Origin of the sequence: Deinococcus metallilatus, assembly GCF_004758605.1 — a bacterium.
Classification (GTDB): domain Bacteria; phylum Deinococcota; class Deinococci; order Deinococcales; family Deinococcaceae; genus Deinococcus; species Deinococcus metallilatus.
In genome coordinates this window covers 160,543-178,104 of the sequence record NZ_CP038511.1, presented here as the reverse complement: position 1 = coordinate 178,104, position 17,562 = coordinate 160,543, and the positions used below count along the sequence as shown (strand labels likewise).

The following is a 17,562-nucleotide window of genomic DNA, read 5'->3' as shown; positions in this document are numbered from 1 at the left end:
TTAGCGGCTCGGCAGCTCATCGGCGGGCGAGTTTGCGTTCCTCAATCGCCGCGAGCAGTTCCGTGCCCCCGATCTGCTCGCGTCCACCCAGAATGGCCGTCTTCGCGGCTTCCTCCGCGGCCCGGGCCACCTCGGCGTGGCTCAGCCCCTCGGCGGCGGCGGCCGCCTTCGACCAGGAGAATTTGGGCGGCGCGAACCGGGCCAGCTTGTTCTTCAGGATGCGGGTAATGACCGCCGGGGTGGGCAACTGGTACTCGATCACGTCGTCGAAGCGGCGGAAGAGGGCCGGGTCGAGGAGTTCCGGGTGGTTGGTGGCCGCGACGATCAGGCTCGTGGAGGTGTCCTGCTCGAGGAACTGGAGGAACGAGTTCAGGACGCGCCGAATCTCCCCCACGTCGTTGCCCGCGCTGCGCCTCGCGCCGATGGCGTCGAACTCGTCGAAGAAGTAGACGCCCCTCATCGTGCCCATCGCCTCGAAGACCGTCCGCAGTTTCGCCGCCGTCTCCCCCATGAACTTCGTGATGACCCCCTCGAGCAGCAGGGTCATGAGCGGCAGTCCCAGCTCGCCGGCCAGGGCGTGCGCGGTCAGCGTCTTGCCGCTGCCGGGCGGGCCGATCATCAGGATCTTGCGCCGCGGGGTCAGCCCGAAGGCCCGCAGCCGTTCCTGCTGCACGTACTCGTGAATCACCCGCTCCAGGCGTCCGGCCGTCTCGTCGGGCAGGACCAGGTCCTTGAGCCGCTGGCGCGGGTGCGACACCGACAGCAGCGAGGCGAGTTCCCCCTTGGGCGGCAGCGGCTGAAACACCAGCGGGGAGGGGGAAGCTGGCGGCGGGAGGCCCTCCCGTGAGCGGGCGAGGTCGATCAGCTTGCGGAGTTCCTGCGCCACGTTGCCGTGCCCCTGCCTGGCCTCGCGCGCCGCGACCTGCAGGGCCACCGACAGGAACTGCTGATCGTCCCGGTCGACGTGGCTTTTCACAAGCGCGAGAACGTGGTTCGAGGTACTCATGGGGCCTCCGGGGCAAAAGGGGTCAGCGGACCTGCATCCCTGCTGCTCAGGGTACGTGAGACCGCGTCTGAAGATGTCCCGGTTATATCAGTGGAAGAGGGCGGGAGGACCCCGACGTCGAGGTTCCCCCGGGGCCACCGAGCCGGGTCTCCTCATCCTCGGCCCACCGCCCCCGACGCCCAACCGGTACACTCCAGGTCAAGCGCGGCGGGGGGAGACATGGGCATGCGGCGGATCACCTGGATGGTCGTCCTCACTCTGTTCACGTGTGCTCTGGCGGGCGGCGGGGGTCCTCCGGGCCCGCTGGCCCCCGACTTCGCGTTTCAGACCATCAACGGTCAGGCCGTGCGGCTCTCGGCCCTGCGCGGACAGGCGGTGATCATTCTCTTTGGGGACGTGCATTGCACGGTGTGCCGGGACAACGACCAGTTGCTGCGGCTCTACCAGGACGAGTATGTCGACCGTGACCTGACCGTGATCAGCCTGCACGCGCACGTCACGCCGCTTGACCTCGCCTGCTACGACGCGCCCTTCCTTTTCGGCGTCCTGACCGGTCGCGATCCGGGGGTGGTGATCTTCCATGAGTACCACGCGACGCTCCCCACAACCGTGTTCATCGACCGGCGCGGCCGGGTGCGGAATGTGGTTCACGCACGCCTCGACGAGTCCACCCTGGTGCGCGACCTGCAAGGCCTGTTGTGAGGCAGAGGTGCGTCGCTCTCCGGGTCCAGGGTCGGGGGACGGAGCCCGGTGAGGCGCCACGGACCGGCGTCGCCGGGGATGGGGCGGGGGTCGTGGCAGCCCCTCCGCGGCGTCCCGGGCCAGCGGCGGGGGAAGGAACCCTCTGACCGGAGGGCAGGGGTCGGCGGAAGGGGGTCGGTCATCCAGCGTGGCCTGACCCCCGCTTGCCTTTCTGCCGTCCGGCAGGCACGATGCGGGGCATGACGAAAAAGTCGACGAAGGCCCCGGCCAAGAAGCCTGCTGCCGCCAAAGCCCCGAAACGCGGCGCCGCCGAGGCGACCGCCGGGCGCGGCGGCAAGGTCGCCAAGACGCAGCTCGTGGAGCAGGTGGCGGAGAAGAGCGGCCTGACGAAGAAGCAGGCGGCCCAGGGGGTGGACGCGGCCATGGACACCATCGTCGAGGCCCTCCGCCAGGGGCAGAGCGTGGGGCTGCCCGGCCTGGGCACCCTGAGTGTGCGGGACACCGCTGCCCGCACCGGCGTGCGCCCCGGCACCAGCGAGCGCATCCAGATTCCCGCGGGCAAGAAGGTCGCCTTCAAAGTCGCTCAAACTTTGAAAGGTGAACTCAAACAACGAAGTCCCGACTATCACGTCCTCCTAGCAGACTAGGGGCGTTCGGTATTTCGTGCAGAGCACTTCGCTCCTTCAAGGTCTCTGCCTCTGCTCCAACTCAATGACTCACAGCAGACTCATCTTGAGGCCTATTAACCTCAAATGTATACTTGTCAGCCTCTAACTGGGTGACAATCCACCATCAACGAAAATCAAGCGCGCGCGGTTCTCTGGGTGGGCCTTTAAATGAACACTATCAAAAGCCGCCCAATTCTCAAAAATTGTGATGCTCCCGTGCGCAGACCGCCAACAGACGACCACCTGACCTGTGTGGAATATCACGCCGTCAAGGACATGACCTATGCCGCTGACCCCTGTGGTATCGGCCGCACGCATGACAGCAAAAGTACGTGGGAAAGTGATGCCAGTGTGACTCATCGTTTTCTCCTATTCACATTCAACATATCCTGGTTACGAGAGCAGTTACATATACGGATGTAAGTTGCAGCGATGGCCCTCCTATTAAGACGTCCGCTGTCTTTTAGAGCTCATGGGACATGTAGGTACGGACATCCTATAAACTTTTAAGATCGAAGGCGGGGCTGAAGATGTGGCCGACGCAGTTGTAGAGGCGCAGTGGCGGGTGGTGATTCTTTTGGTGCTGACGCCCGACCTCGAACACTATAGGAGTTGGAGCCGCCATTAGCAGGTGGATGATGCAATTCTGCCCGTAACGACTTTGGATCGCACTGAGGAGTAGCGAGAACTCTCGCCTGAAGTGCTTCAGTTGTTTCTCAGCGATGAGAAAATGTTTATGTCGATGCCGCTCGGGAGTACGGATGTGGATCACTGGCGTATCGGTGGGCACGTCCGGGCCAAATTGGCTGGTCGTGATCAGACCGCTCATCGAAAGGCAAAGCACGACTTCACTCACTCCTTCTGTATCGGGCAGAGAATCGACTTCATAGGTAAAATCGTCGGCAACCTGGGCGGCTTCCTTCCAACGGGTGGGACTGCCGTCCTGAACGTTCATAACGCGTAAAGGTCGAGTGCTGCCGACAACGCTGCCAAAGTAAGCGATGGCTGGCATCTTGCCCAGGCAGAAGATCGATAGGTGTTCAACGTCATCGAGATCAAGTCCGGCCCAACGACGGGTGATCAACTTCCGCAGCTCAGCCCAATGTTCAGGAGATTCCTCTGTCGTCAACGGAAGGGTCAAGCGTGAAGGCTTTGCCTGATCTGGGAAGAAGTCGGGCAGAACAGCATCACGCATTTGCGAAGCGTCGAGGTTTGTCACCTGCTGTTGGGCATCTTCACTTTGAGTTTGTTGAATATATGTTCTGAACGCTACGATGTGGGTACGCTTAGGTTTCAAGCTTGTCAGGTACCAGATTCTTTCTTCATGCTGCTGTTTAATCCCTTTTAAAGCTTCTGTAGAGAACTTAGGGTCATTGGGGCGCGAGTCAATCTCATGGTGGCAATCAAAGCACAGCAGCATAATGTTGTCGATGGAATCAGCCTTCTGGCGTGAATCGATAGGATGGTGACGTGGGGCTTTCGGCCCGCCCTGACCGACAATATGTGCCCTCTCAGCACGGTTCAACGGCTCGAACGTCATAGGGCTCTCAGTGAGAAGGTCGTTGCAAATCTCGCATCGTCCCCCAGCCGCCACCCAGAGCCGAATCGTGTTGAATTCGTTGAGGTTCGTGTGACCTTTGACTTCCTTCGTGATGGTTTTCGGGGGTTCCCAAGTCATACCCTGAACTCCGTGTGGGTTTCGCCTATGAGAGTGACGTCGCGCCCACCTTGATTGGCATGCCAGACGCGCGTGATGGCGGTGCCAACAATGATGAAATGCAGCCCGTTTTCGCGGGCCTCCTCCTGCTTCAAGTGCTTCCGCCAGCTGCGCAGGTCAATCGAAGACGGCGTTGGGCAGGGCTCCGGATGTGTGTGCCATTCCCCGAAATAAGTGCGGGTACAGCCGGAAGCAAGCCACATTAGGTTCAGGAGTTCCTGATGCGGCTCGACACTGCGGTGAAAGCGGGTGCGCGTGCGGCGGTCTCCGGGCTGCGGCGAGGTAAAGCGATCCAGGACAAGGTTGCCCTGCTGGCGCTCATGACCAACAAGGATGCCGCCAGCCTCCGTATTCTTCGGGTGCACCTGTGTATAAGCCCACATGGCTTCCAGCACACGTCGATGCACTTCAAGGATGCGTCCTGCGGTCGTCCGCAGCAGCAGCGTCATGGTTTCCCTCTGCACAGCGGGCAGTCGGGATTGTCGTACGCTTCGCCCCTGCGCAACGCACCGCGCTTTTTGAAGTAGCGCTCGGACAGCTGGTGGCCAGCCGCTTTGAACGCTGTGGGGCTGCCTTTCCATGACCGGAGGAGGCTGCGAGCGAGCCTGCCGTGGAGGACGTCGATCGCTGTTCGGACGGCCTCCTCAGCCGTCTTGATGGCATCAAGGTCGGAGTAGGGCGTGTGAAACGTCCCGCACCCCAGCTCGTCGTGCCCGATGTGCTGGTACGGCGCGCCGAAGGATGCGGCGTTCGCCATGGGCGCTTGGGGAGACGAGTACAGGCATCGTGGGCAACCAGCCTCGCCTGGGATCACCGTCAGGTGATGGCCGCCCAATCCCAGAGCCTCTAGCCAGAGCAGCAGCGTCGGTGGACGATAGGCAACGGGGAAGTCGCGCAGCGCTCTGGCCAGCATCAGCTGATGCGTCGTGTCGCCCGTGGCATCGACGGTCAGGTCGAAGTCCCCCAGCTGGAAGTCACCCTGGCCGAGGGCCACCTCGGTGCGCTTCTCGACCGCTGTCACCTTAAGGTAGGGGTACTTCTCGTGCAGAGCCTGTTCCATCCCGGTGACCTTCGGCTTTCCGACAAAGCGCCGACCGAGGGCATGCCGGTATGTGTTGCTCGCCATGAACTTGTCCGGGTCGACCAGCGTCAGGTGCCCAACTCCAGCGGCGGCGAGCATGGGCGCGACGTAACCGCCGAGCGCTCCGCAGCCGAGCAGGAGCACCTTCCTATCGAGGAGGGAGGCGGTGCTGCCACCGCGCGGCATGAGGTAGGCCGCATCACGCCGAACCACCGAGAGCGGCCCCAGCTGAATAGGGAGAAGATTAGCGTCCAGCGACAGAACATGTCCACGACGCATCCCCCTGACCTGCACGGCGACCAGACCAAAGCGGTGTTCTTGTGCTCGCTTGGGGCGGGGGATGCCGAGCACCAGTAGATCTGCCGTCATCTTTCGGCTGGTCAGAAGGTCGTCGAGCACAAGTAGGTTTTCGGGCGATAAAGATCCGCGAACGATGTCGCGCAGTTGTGTGGGCGTCCACTGTCTCCTGGAGAGCGGCGGCACGATGAGCGGCGTGGGCTCCAGCGGTAGGTACAGGGCTGAAGTACTCGGAGTGCTCATCCTCAAGTCGCGGTGGCGATTGAACTCGTTGGGCCCAAAGTCACCGCCCAGGTCGCCGACCGCCTCGTACGGTTCAGGCGGGACATGAGCAGCTTGACGCCGTATGGACGTGCGGCCCTTGGCGTCCTTCCTGCCCTCATCCGAAGCCCGCCAGGCAGCCAAGACGCGGCAGCGCTCGTCCGGGACGAAATAGGAGGCGATGGCCGAGGGCTTCGACTTCGATCCGGCAGGAGGCACCCAGTACAGGGGGAACTCGTCCAGGAGTTCGTGATTGTCCGGAGCAGTCCAGGCATCCTCTAGAGTCGTTAAGGCTCGCCTGAGCGCGTCAAGAATTACCTCGACGGGGGTTTGTGGGTCAAAGGCTTGGTCGCGCGTCGGGACGTAGCAGATGTCGCCGTCATGCCCCACATGCGCAGTGATGCCATCAGCCCGTCCTCCCTCGTCGGCCACGAGTTGGACGTAAGGCAGCTGGGATGGGAATGCGCTGGTAAGGCCAACGCGGAGCGTGACGCTGTTGGTTCCAATAGTGGCATCGCCGACCAAGCACGCAGCGATGCCGCGGTTGCGAGCCCAGGGGAGGCCCTGAGGCTTGGTCGTGATGGTGGCGTTGGCAAGCAGGTTCAAACGACCGACTTCCTCAAGCCAGACGATGAGTTGGGCCCGGCTCGTCAACGTCGAGTTCACCCCGAGATGGAGGGGGTCAGGATGGCCGCGGCCTTCTTCACGGAGTCCTTCGTGCCTTCTTCTTCCTCGTCCTCACCGTCCGGAAAGCCCTTGAACTGCCCTTGCAGGACCTTGCAGGCATCCGTGTTCTTCCCGGCGTCGCCCGCATCGCGCAGGGCGTCACGGAGGTCAATGAGGCGATCCTCGAAGATTTCCATATTGCGGTTGGTCATGCGGGCGAAGACATCCGTATAGGGAGCAAACGGCAACTCAACCACCAGCCTCCGGCCGAGCTCATCGTCTTTGTCTCCCTTCATGTTGTCTTGAAAGGTATCGAGCAGGTTCTGAACGAAGTTCTGGAGAGCGGCGCGGTCATCGGTGGTGCCGTAGAGTTCACGCCCCTGCGGCGTGAACATCGTCAATCCGGCCACGGTGAGGCCCACCCCAACTGGGGAGGCATGGCTGGTGGCCGAGCGGTACTTGTGGTCGCGCCAGCGCTTGAGAGCACGGAGTACACGCTTGAACTGCTGGCGTTCCTCCTTGATGGAGAACGTCGTCCTAATGCGGCGAGCGAGTTCGCTGGGGTGGTTGGTTTGCCACTCAGGGCTCCCGGCGAACTCCTTGCCCCGGGCGAGCGGGAGTTCAATGTCCGTACGCATATCCGGGTCGGCGTAGGCGGCGAGGTCAACGTGGCAGCCGTCATCAAAGGTGACTGTGACGCATGGCGTCTTGATCTCCACGGTACCCTCGTCCAACTCCAAGTCGAGGGCATCGCGAATCAGGCGCTTGATCTTGGTGGGGTCGTCCTTGTAGTCACCCTGTGTGGAATCGATGTTGAAAACGGCGCCGACATCAATGTCATAGTCGTGTTGTTCGTCAATAGGCTTGACACCGGTTTTGAGGCTATAGCTGCCCTGGTCGAACTTCTTGAAGCTGGGTGCGGACTCGTCTTTGTCTTCAAAGAGCTTTTTCAGGCCCGACCGCAAGGCGTCAAGTACCTGCTCACGCCTTTCACGAAGGGTAGGCTCCTCCTCGGTGGTACCCAGTTGGATCTCTTTGTCGAACTCGTAGAACTGCTTTTGAACCTTGGCCATTCGTCCCCTCCTATAACGAGTACGGAAATACGTGACGGGCGTAAAACGAGGCCAGCATAACAGTGCCGCCTCAATTTGTAAATAGCATAACAACCACACGTCAGCGCTCTTGAAGGCGGACGGAACTCTAGAGGAGGAATTTTTAGGGAGGTTTTAGCGGTCTGCTGACGGGACATACCATACAACCAGAAGGTGATCCTCCCACAACCTTCAACTCATCGCTGGGCAAGCACTGGATCGGGCTGGGCATCACGGCTGCCTTAGCAATTCTCGCGCTGATCGGCACGGAATGATAGTTCGACTGCGTCTCTCCACCTCTCATGTTGCCACCCCGGGTCTGGAGCAGGGCGTCACGTCGCAGGGGTCGGGCCGCCCCGCGGATGTCCTGCGCTCACCATCTCGCCGCAACTGCGCTTCCGAACCCCGCCTGACCGCACTACAGTGGAGTTCCCTTTCCCCGCTTCCGTCGTCCGCCCTCTCGCAGGAACCGCTGGCCAGGAGTCCGGATGCGCCGAACCGCTGCCCACGACGGCCTCACCCTCAAAGCCTACGCTGGCACCACCGGCGTCCTCCTCGCCTTTGACATTGCCCCAGAACGGCGCCCGGGGCTGCTGGGGTTCGCCGTCCACCGCTCCGCCCCCGACGGCTCCGAACGCTGGCTCCCCGGCCAGCTCGCCTTTCCAGATCAGCCCCATGAGCCTGGCGAGTCCCTCCCCACGAACGTCGCGCCCATTCAGGCCTTCCGCTGGAGCGATTACGCGGTCTACCCCAACCGCACCTACACCTACACGGTCCACCCTGTCTACGGCCAGCCGGGTGCCCTTGACGTTCAGCCCGGTCCCAGCGTGACCATCACCACCTCCCCCCAGGACGCTGGCGAGCACATCGTCACGTTCAACCGCGCCGCCGCGGCCAGCCAGGCCTTCGCCCGCCGCTTTCCCCGGGTCGCCGAGGACCTGCTCGCCCGCAAGAAGGCGGGACAGGCCGCCGTCCTGCCCGCCAACGCCCTGGAATGGCTCAGCCGAGGCGCCCTTGAGCAGATTGTCCGCTTCATCGACGACGCCCAGGATGAAACCTGGGCCCTGGACATCGCCATCTACGAGTACGAACTCCTCCCCATCCTGCACGCCGTCGAGCGGGCCGTGCAGCGGCGCGTGAACGTCCGCGTCGTCTACCATGCTGCCGCGAGGGACCCGCAGACTGCCGAGAACGAGCACAACCTCACCCGGGTTCCCGAGGCGTACAAGCGCGCCCGCGTCACCACCCGCATCCACCACCACAAGTTCATGGTCCGCAGCCGCCTCCAGGACGGCAAGCGTATGCCCCACGCCGCCCTATGCGGCAGCACGAACTTCACTGAGAATGGAGTGTACCGCCAGGCCAACGTCGTGCATGTGGCGCAGACTCCGCACGTCGCCCGGACGTACCTGGACCTGTTCGAGGTGCTCTTCTCCGGGCTAGCCCCCAAGGCCACCAAGCAATACATCGACGAGCACAACCCGCTGCCCGGGTCATGGGGGGAGTGCTTTGTCGGCTTCTCACCCCGCAGCGGTGAGCGCGACCTGGACGCATTCGTCACCCTCATCAAGGAGGCGAAGCGTGACGTCATGTTTTGCACTGCCTTCGACCTCGACGCTCGTATTCTGAACGCGCTGTGGGGCATGGAGGGCGACGACGTCCTCCGGCTCGGCCTCCAGAACCGCCGGCAGGAGGGTCCCCCAGCAACGGCCGGGGAGACTTCTGGGGGCGAGATCGTGGGAACGCACCGTGACCGTGGCCGGCAGTTCGCCGCGGCGGCCCTCCTCCCAAGCGGCCTGGAGGGTTTCTTGCAGGAGAACACCGCCGGGCAGGCGGGCAGCATCCTCATCCACACCAAACTCGTCGTGCTCGACTTCACCACGGACCGTCCCACTGTCATCAGCGGCAGCCACAACTACTCCAAGAATGCCAGCGGGGGAACGACGAGAACTACCTCGTGCTGCGCGGCAACACCGACGTCGCCGACGCCTACGGCTGCGAACTCCTGCGGATCTACGACCACTACCGGTTCCGCTGGCTGCTTCGGGAAGAGGGGGCCTCCGCCACGCCCACCCTCGCGTTGACCGACGCTTGGACGCAGGACTACTTCGGCGGGGACAAGTTCCGCACGCTGGATCGCGAGCGCTTCGCGGGCACAGGGGGGGCAGGATGACCGATCAGGACGTCGCTGGCCTGCGAGAGTGCAATCTCGTGCTGGAGGGAGGCATCACGAGCGGCATCGTGTATCCGGCCCTCATCGTGGAACTCGCCCGGACGTACCGCTTCCGTTGCCTCGGGGGTAGCAGCGCCGGGGCGATCGGCGCCGCCTTTGCGGCCGCTGCCGAGTACGGTCGTCAGTGCGGGCAGGGCGGGATGGACGCCTTGGAGCGTGAGGCCGCCTGGCTCGGGCAGGGGGCCGTCCCCGGCCCCCTCCACCTCCAGCAGCTCTTCCAGCCGCAGACACGTACTCGCGGCACCTTCAACTTTCTATCGGGAGCGGTCGGGAAAGACTGGGGGTGGAGGGGGCCGCTCTCCGCGATGCGTGTCCAGCCCCTCGCCGCGATTGTGGGTGCTCTGCCGGGCCTCGGCTCAGCCCTCGTCGCCCGCACGAACAAGACCTCCCACGGACGCCTGGCTGGCACCCTCATTGGCCTGGGGCTTGGGGCTGCCGGGGCAGCTACAGCCGCACTCGGCGTATCGCTCGCCAGCATCAAAAGCGTGCTGGAAGGAAATCACTACGGACTGTGCGACGGCTCAGGAAGCGAAGGGGGCGGCGTGCCCGCCCTGACGGACTGGTTCACCGACGCCCTCGACCGCGTCGCGGGCCGGGGCACTGGGGGCGATCCACTCACGTTCGAGGACCTGACGGCGCAGGGCATCGACCTCCAGATGATGACGACCTGCCTGTCCCACGGGCGGCCCTACCGGCTGCCCTTCACGCGGGGAGACCGGTTCTACTTCCGGGAGAGTGAATTCCGCGCCCTCTTCCCCGAGCGGGTTGTGAAGTACCTGCTTGAGCACCCCCGGCCGATCTCCTCGAACGACGAGCGTGCGGTAGCCCGTCGCGCCCGGCTCGCCGCACAAGGGCTGCACCCACTCCCCGCTGGCCCTGCCCTGCCCGTCGCACTCGCGGCGCGGCTGAGCCTAAGTTTTCCCGGCCTGATCAGTGCCGTGCCCCTGTATACCGTCGACTACTCTCTCGCCGTGCCGGAGAGCGAGCGCACCGCGGAGTGCGCTTACTTCTCCGACGGCGGCCTCGCCTCGAACTTCCCGGTGCACCTCTTTGACGATCCCCTGCCCAAGCGGCCGACATTCGCGGTGAACCTCCGCCGCTATCCCCGTGGTCAGGAGCCCTCGGCGGACGAGGCAGAGAACGTGTGGATGCCCGACGGGAACCGCGGCGGCCTGAACCCCACCTTCAGCCCCATCGAGGGCCTCGGCGGCTTCGGCCTGGCCCTCCTCGACACCGCCAAGAACTGGGGAGACGGGGTGTTCGTGCAGGCGCCCGGGTACCGCGACCGCATCGTGCACGTGCACCTGGCTGAGGACGAGGGCGGCCTGAATCTGGGGATGGACGCGGAGACGGTGACGCGCCTGATGGAGCGCGGCCGGGCCGCCGCACACCTGATCACCACTCGTTTTGCGTCGGGGACCGCATGGGACAACCACCGCCGGGTTCGGCTGCTGTCGTTGTTGGCGGGGGTGGAAGCACTGGCGAGGGAGTTCGAGGCGGAGGTCGGCTTGGTGCGGGAGGGGGAGATGCCGTGGCCGGAGATCCTCGCAGCGCGGAACCGGGGCTACCCGCTCTTGGCCGCGGGGCAACAAGTGGCGGATCAGGTCGCACAAGCGCTGCAAGACTTGGGCAAGGAGCTGAAGGTGTCCCCCGTGTCTCTGAGGGAGCGGGGCGCGCCCCGCCCACAACTGGAATTGAAACTGAGGCCGGAGCCATAGGCGGGGCGGACCGTGCTGAGCAGTGTAGGAGGCCAGTTGGACGAGCCCTCCCTCGAGACGACCCGCCACTTCCGGGGGCCAAGGAAACGGACAGCTATCAGGACTGGTGGAAGCCGCAACGTCGCCTGGGCGCCCGACCGCTCACAACCATGATGGAGAAGGCAAGTTCGACGAGCCTTTCCACGGGTTAATTCCTAATTAAGGTAGATCGTGGCTCTGTCCCGTCCCCTGTTGATGCCGGTCATGAAATCTGGCAACTCAGGGGCGTTGGCACATCGCCTGGGTTCTCCGAGAAATCACTTCAGATCAAGCACTCCGATGATCTGGATATCAATTAGACCGGGCAAGGACTGCTTCGATAATGCCCTCAAGTCCATACCACTCGTAGCATTCCACGACACGCGGCATCTCACCAATCTCCTTCGCTAGATGTGGCGCGTCGCTCACGTAATCGTCTGGATGCCATCTTGGGCTCAGACCTACAAAGCCTTCTTCCACAAACTCTGCTACGTGTCGCGTGCCCCGCGTCACGGCCTTGAACCGATCGTCGGGGAGCGAGCCTCCCATAAAGAACACAACGTTTCTCTTCAGGTTCAGCCGCTGACAGAAGAGAGCAATCGCCTTCAGGTCCAGTCGGCACTTTTCGTAGTTCCAGCGTCCTGCCTCCCAGACCTCATAGGTATAGAACTCATGCTCACCCGGCTGACGTCGCTGCGTTAGCAGCACAAATAGATCTAGGTCTGGCTCCATCAGGGCTGGGAAGAATCGCTTTTTCCGCTGATCTCCGAGGGCAGGTGACTGTGGCAGCGCGATAAAGAAGACAGTGCCCAACTGATCTCCTATATGGAGGTCAGCAATCCGCTGGCACAGTTCCTGCGGGTGCTTGTACCAGTGTCCTGCACACAAGCCCGGCTCCCGACTTCGGCCCAGGAGAAAGTCGCGGCTGACCTGGAAGTAGTCAGTGATGAACGTCAGCGCAGCTTCGTCCAGATGGGCCACCGTCTGACTTGGGCTTGCCAGAACGCCTAGGCTGAAGCCGAAGGGGGCTAACAACGAAGCGGCTCGCAAACTGTCCAGAGTATGCCACTTCAAGACCTGATGTAGCCGGTCATAGATCAACCCATAAGGCGCTGGCAAATCCGTGGGGATCACGCGCTCTGCTTTTGGGGATACGTGCCGCACCTGCGCCGTATCCTGAAAAAGCTCCAGAGGAACGGCGCCCAGGGGCGGGCGGGCCGATTCCACCGAATGAAGGTGCCGCACGAGCGCCGGCCAATTGGTCTCCCAGGCCGCATCAGTGCCAAAATCGAAGTAAAGCCGGGACTTCAGATAATGCGGCAGGCCCGCCCAGCCGTCTCCAGTATTGAAAAGCAGCGGTACATACCGGGTCTGGCGCGGGTCACCGTAGACAGCTGGACTGATCAACTGCGTTTCAATGCCCACGCCCCCGTGACGCAGATTGGCCTTCTGCACATACTTGGCGTCCAGCAACATCAGCACATGTGTAATGGAAGGGTCACCAACAGCCTGTTCCATGAAGACGTTTGTATCCTGGCCGGGTTTCAGGTCCCACTGATCGAAAACAACATCAATGCCGGCTCCCCGAAGGGCCCTGGCGAACTCTTGCCTGATGGTGGGCGTCTCCCCAGGCGTAGGAGAGGAATGCGCGGGGTGGAGGAGCCATGACTGGCCCAATAATCCCATGGAACAGCTGCGGTCCCGCGAGGGTGGCGATGGTGCTGGGGTACTACGGCGTGCACATGGCGCTCGCCACTATCAGCGCCGGCACTCGCCCTTCCCCCATCTCGTACATGCGCGCGGACGGCATTGCGCCCTTCGCCCGGCAACTTGGCCTTGATGCCACACGGGTCAAGCAGGCGAATGTGAACACCATCCGCAGCCTGATTGCCAATGGCTATTTCGTGACCGTCTTGGAGCGGCTGAAAGAAGTCGACAAAGTCCTACACTTCCGGGTGGTGTGGGCCCTCGACGACCAGCGCCAGGTCTTCAGCGCGGGAACATCGTTGGCGGGGCCGTAGGCATGGTCGAGCGCCTCCCAGAAGATGCCATCAAGGTTAAGGGACATACCGGGCTTCACCCTACCCGCTGCGCCGGGAAATGTCGGGACGGCTCAACCGGGTGAACCAGGATGAACCGCCTGCCGCCCGCTTCCTTCATGACGGGCAGGGCTCGACGAACTCCGCGTCCAGCCAACACTCCGCGTGCCCCAGGTCTAGGGCGCTGTTCGCCCTCCCCGTTCTTTCGTACTTCCAGGGAAACACACTCCCGATGGCTCCGGCTCAAAAGGGGATGAGCAAGTTGAGCAGCCGGCGCAGCTCGTCCGGGGTGTCGTCCGCCGTCCGAGTCGCCGCGCGAGCAGCCAGGTCCCGGAACTCGTCCTCGGACGGCAGCGCCGTGGCCTCCACCGTCAGGGTATGAGCGGAACACACCGCCTCCCCCCCGCACTCCACCCGCACGTCGCACGGGAGGTAACAACGGCCGGGTTCCAGGTCGAAGCGGGCCCGCAAGACCCCCTCAGGCGCCGTGATGACGAAGACGAAAAGGCCAGGAATCACTGCCCCCATTGTGCGCCCTGCCGCCTCAACGCACGAGGGGGGCGTCAGCCCCTGGCCTACAGGTTCACCACACTCACCCCCAGCAACCGGACCCGGTGCCCGGCAGCAGCTCCGGCGTCAGGACCTCGGTCACCGTCTGAGCCAGCTCGTCCGCCCCCTGGAACGGCTGCTCGCGGGTCCGGTGCCGCGTCACCGTCGTCCCGTCCTCGAAGCTGAGTTTCAGCACCGCCGTCCGCCCCACGTAGCCCCGCTTCGACCACCGAGCTTCGACCTCCGCCGTGAGGGACGGCAGCTCGGCCAGGACAGCCTCCCGCGTGCTCAGGTCGTGGTCGAAGGTGCGCTCCACCCCGATGGACTGCGGCTCCCGGTGCACCTCCACCGGCCGCTCATCCACCCCCGCGCCAGCTCGCACAGGCGGGGGGCGAGCTTCCTGAAAGGCGGACGAAGGTATGCATACTCATCAGTGCTTCGACGCGTCTGGAACGGAGTATTCCTTTCCTTACCAACCTAGTTGAAAACAGTTCCCATTCCAGCGCGTGCCGAGCCGCACCTGCCCATGCAACACTGCCCTCATTTTCCTGCTCAGGTCACCTCACCTGTGGCCGTTGCGAAGAGGCTTTTTGGTTCAATTGATTTTCGTCCGCGTTTCAGGAGCTTCCCGAACCCAGGATGGCCTGGAGTTCCGCCAGCGTCCTCGCCCGCAGGTCCGCTCCTGTCAGCATGCCTCGTATCGTGTCACTATCGGCAGCCTGGCTGCCAGAACGCTCACCATGCGGTTGTGGTAGTTCATCACGGGGTCACGTCTGATGTCGTGTCCATTCCACTGCTCGGCCCAGTGCGCGTCGCGGCCGATCCAGGCGATCTCGTAGGCCAGTTTGAAGATGGAGGTCGCCACCGCGCCCGCGCTGGCCGGGTACCCCGCCGCGATCAGCAGGTGCGCCGTCCGCAGGTCCTGCATCACCCGCACGAAGATCTTCCGGCAGACCAGATTCGCCTATGAAAGCTGCGTGGCGTTGGCCTCTGGCTGGACGGCCAGCAGGTTAGACATCAGGGCATAAGTTCGGGCGGGCAGGTCGTACACCAGGGACTCGGAATGCTGGGCCGTGAAGTCCAGCGCCGCGTTCTCCCAGTCGGCCACGGTCCAGGCTGGATCGGGGTTCTGCCAGGCCTCATCGCGGAAGCGCGTTATGGCGCCCAGTATGGAAGAACGGGGCGACTGCGAGCCCCAATGGGAGCAGCAGCCTTCCGGAGCCCGCAAACCCGAGGGTAAGAAGGGGCGGTCCCTTCTATACTGCCCCGGTGCTGTTGCCGATCAGTGCGGAACCGCTCAACTTTCCCCTAAACTTCACCTGGACGGACAAGGCCACCGCCAAGGCCGGCGCAGCCCTGCTCACTCAGGGGGACTACGACGCCATCGAATTGCGCCGGTACGCGGAGCATCAGAAATGCCATGGCTGCGACACCCGCGAGAAGGCCAAGACGCTGGTCGTCGTGCGGGACCGCCTCACCGGCGAGACGTTCGAAATTGGCCTGCAGTGCATGGGGGACCTGTACGGCGTCAACATCGGCACCCTGTCCCAGCACGCCTCGGACGTGGCTAAGACACGCCGCAGCCTTGCCCTGAAGCTGGGCCTGTCCGGCGACCTCCCCACCGAGCGCCAAGTGGCCATCATCCGGGAGGCCGTGGCGACCTATGTGCCCGTGCCTGAGCGGCTGCTTCGCGAACTCGACGGCTTGGACGTGTGGAATCTTCCGCCCCTTGAGCAGGACCGGGTGCGGGACCTGCACCAGCTCGCCTGCTACCACCGCGAGTGGCGGGAAGCACCCGACCATGCCCATCGCCGCTGGCGGGCCCTGAGCGGCCACCCGGCCTTCGCCTACACGCCCAGACGTCAGGAGGTGCATGACCGCTGCATGCGGGCCCTCTCCGCCGCGGCCCTGCTTCCGGAGACGGAGATCATCCGGCTGATCAGTCACCTGCGGGAGGCGGCCGCCTTCAAATCCAAGCTAGCCCGGCTGGCCGCACCCGAGGAGTTCCCTAGCCGGGAAGCGTATGAGGCGGCGCTGGAAGCCCGGCTCAGGGCCCGGGTGCGGCTGGGCCAGCCGGTCGACCACCGGCTCTCCGGGGACCGGGCCGCGGCGGTGTTCAACCCCACCCAGGTAGTGGGCCTGGAGGCCCGGGCCCTGTACGCCACTGCCGCCGTGTGGGACGACGAGGCGGAGCCCTTCAGGGAACGTCTGCACGCCACGGAACCCTACTGGAAAAAAGTGCGGCGGCCGGTGATCGCTGTCGGACCGGTCGACTTCCAGCAGGTTCCTCCCGTGAAGGGCCGGCGGTACAACGAGAAGGACGAGGAGTGGGAGGAGTACGACAAGGAACCCGCCTGGACCTTCCGTTTCCGGCGGGTGGCCTGGGCCCTCGTCGAGCCCTACACCGACACCTACCCCCTGTGGCACACGTACGGCCGCGACCGTCTGGAACGCTACACGTGAAAGCGGCGGAGCATCTCACCGTGAAGATGCGCCTGCCCGCCTGGCGCGGGCACTACCCGGACGCCGACTTCTGGGAGCCCTGGCACATGGCGGTCCTGCACCACGGCGGGATGGGGGGCTCCCCACCGCCCGTCAGCGTGATGGCGGACCTCTACCACCCCGCCCGACCAGTGAACAACCCGGCCTCCCGGCTGTTGCTCACCTTCGAGAAACGCACCCTGCTGGGGCACCTGCCTCCCGAGATGCGGTTGGAGCATACCGTCCCCCAGAGTCTTCTGGACGAGTGTCTAGAGGCACCGGTCGAGGACCTGCACGCCTTCTGGGGCAACCTGGACAGCCACGTCCACAAGCATGTCGTTCCGGACGAGCAACCCCACCTGGACGCGGCGGCCCGGGCCATTCGCGGGGAGGTCCGTCGCCGCGGCCTGGACCCCGATCTCGATCCTGATTTCTTCCCTACGGCCGTGACGGACGCAGCGTCCTACGCCGCACTTGCCCGGGCCATCCTGTTCGTCGCGTTGCTTGCGAACACTCCACTGCGGTTCCACCTGTACTGCGCGCGGGCCGACTTCGTGCCGTACGCCGCGCTCACCCTGAACATCGACATGCCCGAGGCGTTTCTTCAGGCTCACGGGGAGTCGGGGACGCGAGAAGTGGTCCTTGGGCTGCACCTCGCCGTCGCGGAGCGGCTGTCTCTGCCCAGAGAGACGCTCTTCGTCCCCATCCTGAACCGTGAGGTCAACTTCAGTACCCTGTATGCCCCGAAAGCGGCTCAATCTTCACGATTGCGGGCCGGTGGCCGGTCGAGTATTGTAATTCTGCAATAATGGACCATTCTAGGGGGGTGAGCATGAGCGACGCGGACAAGAAAGTACAGGCGCTGGACGACGAGATCCTGGAAGACACCGTCCTGGTGCACCGCCGCATGCGACCCCGCGTCCAGCGCCGGGAGACGCTCGTCACCCTGGCCCTGCGGGCCCTCCTTGAAGCCCCCGAAGGACGCCTGGAAACGCCGATCCTGGCCTCTGACCCAGTGCGGCGCTGAAGGGTGGC

At 63.9% G+C, this 17,562-nt stretch carries 18 protein-coding genes; 8 read left to right on the top strand and 10 right to left on the bottom strand.

Annotated elements, in window-relative coordinates; all coding sequences use genetic code 11:
- Positions 1 to 16: 16 nt before the first annotated feature.
- Positions 17 to 1,006, bottom strand: a complete 990-nt coding sequence (locus E5F05_RS04720; protein WP_129117590.1) for an AAA family ATPase — start codon at positions 1,004 to 1,006, stop codon at positions 17 to 19.
- A gap of 225 nt (positions 1,007 to 1,231) precedes the next feature.
- On the opposite strand from E5F05_RS04720, the gene E5F05_RS04715 reads away from it, so the two are divergent.
- Together E5F05_RS04715 and E5F05_RS04710 are read left to right on the top strand one after the other, a co-directional pair.
- Positions 1,232 to 1,708, top strand: a complete 477-nt coding sequence (locus tag E5F05_RS04715) for a TlpA family protein disulfide reductase (protein WP_164973350.1) — start codon at positions 1,232 to 1,234, stop codon at positions 1,706 to 1,708.
- A 239-nt stretch (positions 1,709 to 1,947) separates the two neighbouring features.
- Entirely contained in the window at positions 1,948 to 2,355 is a 408-nt protein-coding gene (locus E5F05_RS04710; protein WP_375791552.1) for an HU family DNA-binding protein, read from the top strand.
- A gap of 517 nt (positions 2,356 to 2,872) precedes the next feature.
- Here E5F05_RS04710 and E5F05_RS04705 read toward each other — a convergent pair.
- Genes E5F05_RS04705 through E5F05_RS04690 form a run of 4 tightly spaced genes read right to left on the bottom strand, consistent with a single transcriptional unit; the run spans position 2,873 to position 7,471 of the window.
- A complete protein-coding gene (locus tag E5F05_RS04705; RefSeq protein ID WP_129117587.1) occupies positions 2,873 to 4,054 on the bottom strand; it encodes an SAVED domain-containing protein in 1,182 nt (393 codons plus the stop codon).
- Positions 4,051 to 4,542, bottom strand: coding sequence for a Mov34/MPN/PAD-1 family protein (locus E5F05_RS04700; RefSeq protein WP_164973349.1), 492 nt, complete (start codon positions 4,540 to 4,542; stop codon positions 4,051 to 4,053). The genes E5F05_RS04705 and E5F05_RS04700 overlap by 4 nt, the downstream gene beginning before the upstream one ends.
- Entirely contained in the window at positions 4,539 to 6,338 is a 1,800-nt protein-coding gene (locus E5F05_RS04695) for a ThiF family adenylyltransferase (RefSeq protein WP_164973348.1), read from the bottom strand. The genes E5F05_RS04700 and E5F05_RS04695 overlap by 4 nt, the downstream gene beginning before the upstream one ends.
- 56 nt (positions 6,339 to 6,394) lie before the next feature.
- Positions 6,395 to 7,471 (bottom strand): nucleotidyltransferase domain-containing protein, encoded by a 1,077-nt coding sequence (locus E5F05_RS04690; protein WP_129117584.1) that lies wholly within the window; start codon positions 7,469 to 7,471, stop codon positions 6,395 to 6,397.
- Positions 7,472 to 7,977: 506 nt separating this feature from the next.
- On the opposite strand from E5F05_RS04690, the gene E5F05_RS04685 reads away from it, so the two are divergent.
- Complete coding sequence (locus E5F05_RS04685) at positions 7,978 to 9,573, top strand: phospholipase D-like domain-containing protein (RefSeq protein ID WP_244944484.1); 1,596 nt, start codon at positions 7,978 to 7,980, stop codon at positions 9,571 to 9,573.
- A gap of 85 nt (positions 9,574 to 9,658) precedes the next feature.
- On the top strand, positions 9,659 to 11,440 hold the full coding sequence (locus tag E5F05_RS04680; protein ID WP_129117582.1) for a patatin-like phospholipase domain-containing protein: 1,782 nt from the start codon (positions 9,659 to 9,661) through the stop codon (positions 11,438 to 11,440).
- Between the two features lie 330 nt (positions 11,441 to 11,770).
- On the opposite strand, the gene E5F05_RS04675 is transcribed toward E5F05_RS04680, so the two are convergent.
- Positions 11,771 to 13,144, bottom strand: a complete 1,374-nt coding sequence (locus tag E5F05_RS04675) for a toll/interleukin-1 receptor domain-containing protein (RefSeq protein ID WP_129117581.1) — start codon at positions 13,142 to 13,144, stop codon at positions 11,771 to 11,773.
- Between E5F05_RS04675 and E5F05_RS04670 the strand changes: the two genes are divergently transcribed.
- Positions 13,123 to 13,479, top strand: coding sequence for a cysteine peptidase family C39 domain-containing protein (locus tag E5F05_RS04670; protein ID WP_129117580.1), 357 nt, complete (start codon positions 13,123 to 13,125; stop codon positions 13,477 to 13,479). The genes E5F05_RS04675 and E5F05_RS04670 overlap by 22 nt on opposite strands.
- 261 nt (positions 13,480 to 13,740) lie before the next feature.
- Here E5F05_RS04670 and E5F05_RS04665 read toward each other — a convergent pair whose 3' ends face one another.
- The 4 genes from E5F05_RS04665 to E5F05_RS21210 all read right to left on the bottom strand — a co-directional run bounded on the left by E5F05_RS04665 (position 13,741) and on the right by E5F05_RS21210 (position 15,154).
- The gene (locus E5F05_RS04665) at positions 13,741 to 14,016 is read right to left on the bottom strand and encodes a hypothetical protein (RefSeq protein WP_241687050.1); all 276 of its coding nucleotides are present in this window, start codon (positions 14,014 to 14,016) and stop codon (positions 13,741 to 13,743) included.
- Between the two features lie 73 nt (positions 14,017 to 14,089).
- Positions 14,090 to 14,428 (bottom strand): DinB/UmuC family translesion DNA polymerase, encoded by a 339-nt coding sequence (locus E5F05_RS04660; protein WP_186805501.1) that lies wholly within the window; start codon positions 14,426 to 14,428, stop codon positions 14,090 to 14,092.
- Between the two features lie 303 nt (positions 14,429 to 14,731).
- Positions 14,732 to 14,983, bottom strand: coding sequence for a hypothetical protein (locus E5F05_RS04655; RefSeq protein ID WP_129117578.1), 252 nt, complete (start codon positions 14,981 to 14,983; stop codon positions 14,732 to 14,734).
- A gap of 27 nt (positions 14,984 to 15,010) precedes the next feature.
- The gene (locus E5F05_RS21210; protein ID WP_164973346.1) at positions 15,011 to 15,154 is read right to left on the bottom strand and encodes a hypothetical protein; all 144 of its coding nucleotides are present in this window, start codon (positions 15,152 to 15,154) and stop codon (positions 15,011 to 15,013) included.
- Between the two features lie 161 nt (positions 15,155 to 15,315).
- Between E5F05_RS21210 and E5F05_RS04650 the strand changes: the two genes are divergently transcribed.
- From E5F05_RS04650 to E5F05_RS04640, 3 genes are read left to right on the top strand one after another with little or no spacing between them, the layout of a single operon-like run.
- The gene (locus E5F05_RS04650) at positions 15,316 to 16,509 is read left to right on the top strand and encodes a hypothetical protein (RefSeq protein ID WP_129117577.1); all 1,194 of its coding nucleotides are present in this window, start codon (positions 15,316 to 15,318) and stop codon (positions 16,507 to 16,509) included.
- Between the two features lie 26 nt (positions 16,510 to 16,535).
- Entirely contained in the window at positions 16,536 to 17,336 is an 801-nt protein-coding gene (locus tag E5F05_RS04645) for a hypothetical protein (RefSeq protein ID WP_129117618.1), read from the top strand.
- A 23-nt stretch (positions 17,337 to 17,359) separates the two neighbouring features.
- Positions 17,360 to 17,554 carry a hypothetical protein gene (locus E5F05_RS04640; RefSeq protein ID WP_129117576.1) on the top strand — a complete coding sequence of 65 codons (195 nt, stop codon included), beginning with the start codon at positions 17,360 to 17,362 and terminating at the stop codon, positions 17,552 to 17,554.
- Positions 17,555 to 17,562 lie beyond the last annotated feature (8 nt).

Bases quoted from the DNA above. Each gene is read 5' to 3' on its own strand.
- E5F05_RS04720 (WP_129117590.1), bottom strand. From the start codon at position 1,006: ATGAGTACCTCGAACCACGTTCTCGCGCTTGTGAAAAGCCACGTCGAC.
- E5F05_RS04715 (WP_164973350.1), top strand. From the start codon at position 1,232: ATGCGGCGGATCACCTGGATGGTCGTCCTCACTCTGTTCACGTGTGCT.
- E5F05_RS04710 (WP_375791552.1), top strand. From the start codon at position 1,948: ATGACGAAAAAGTCGACGAAGGCCCCGGCCAAGAAGCCTGCTGCCGCC.
- E5F05_RS04705 (WP_129117587.1), bottom strand. From the start codon at position 4,054: ATGACTTGGGAACCCCCGAAAACCATCACGAAGGAAGTCAAAGGTCAC.
- E5F05_RS04700 (WP_164973349.1), bottom strand. From the start codon at position 4,542: ATGACGCTGCTGCTGCGGACGACCGCAGGACGCATCCTTGAAGTGCAT.
- E5F05_RS04690 (WP_129117584.1), bottom strand. From the start codon at position 7,471: ATGGCCAAGGTTCAAAAGCAGTTCTACGAGTTCGACAAAGAGATCCAA.
- E5F05_RS04685 (WP_244944484.1), top strand. From the start codon at position 7,978: ATGCGCCGAACCGCTGCCCACGACGGCCTCACCCTCAAAGCCTACGCT.
- E5F05_RS04680 (WP_129117582.1), top strand. From the start codon at position 9,659: ATGACCGATCAGGACGTCGCTGGCCTGCGAGAGTGCAATCTCGTGCTG.
- E5F05_RS04670 (WP_129117580.1), top strand. From the start codon at position 13,123: ATGACTGGCCCAATAATCCCATGGAACAGCTGCGGTCCCGCGAGGGTG.
- E5F05_RS04675 (WP_129117581.1), bottom strand. From the start codon at position 13,144: ATGGGATTATTGGGCCAGTCATGGCTCCTCCACCCCGCGCATTCCTCT.
- E5F05_RS04645 (WP_129117618.1), top strand. From the start codon at position 16,536: ATGCGCCTGCCCGCCTGGCGCGGGCACTACCCGGACGCCGACTTCTGG.
- E5F05_RS04640 (WP_129117576.1), top strand. From the start codon at position 17,360: ATGAGCGACGCGGACAAGAAAGTACAGGCGCTGGACGACGAGATCCTG.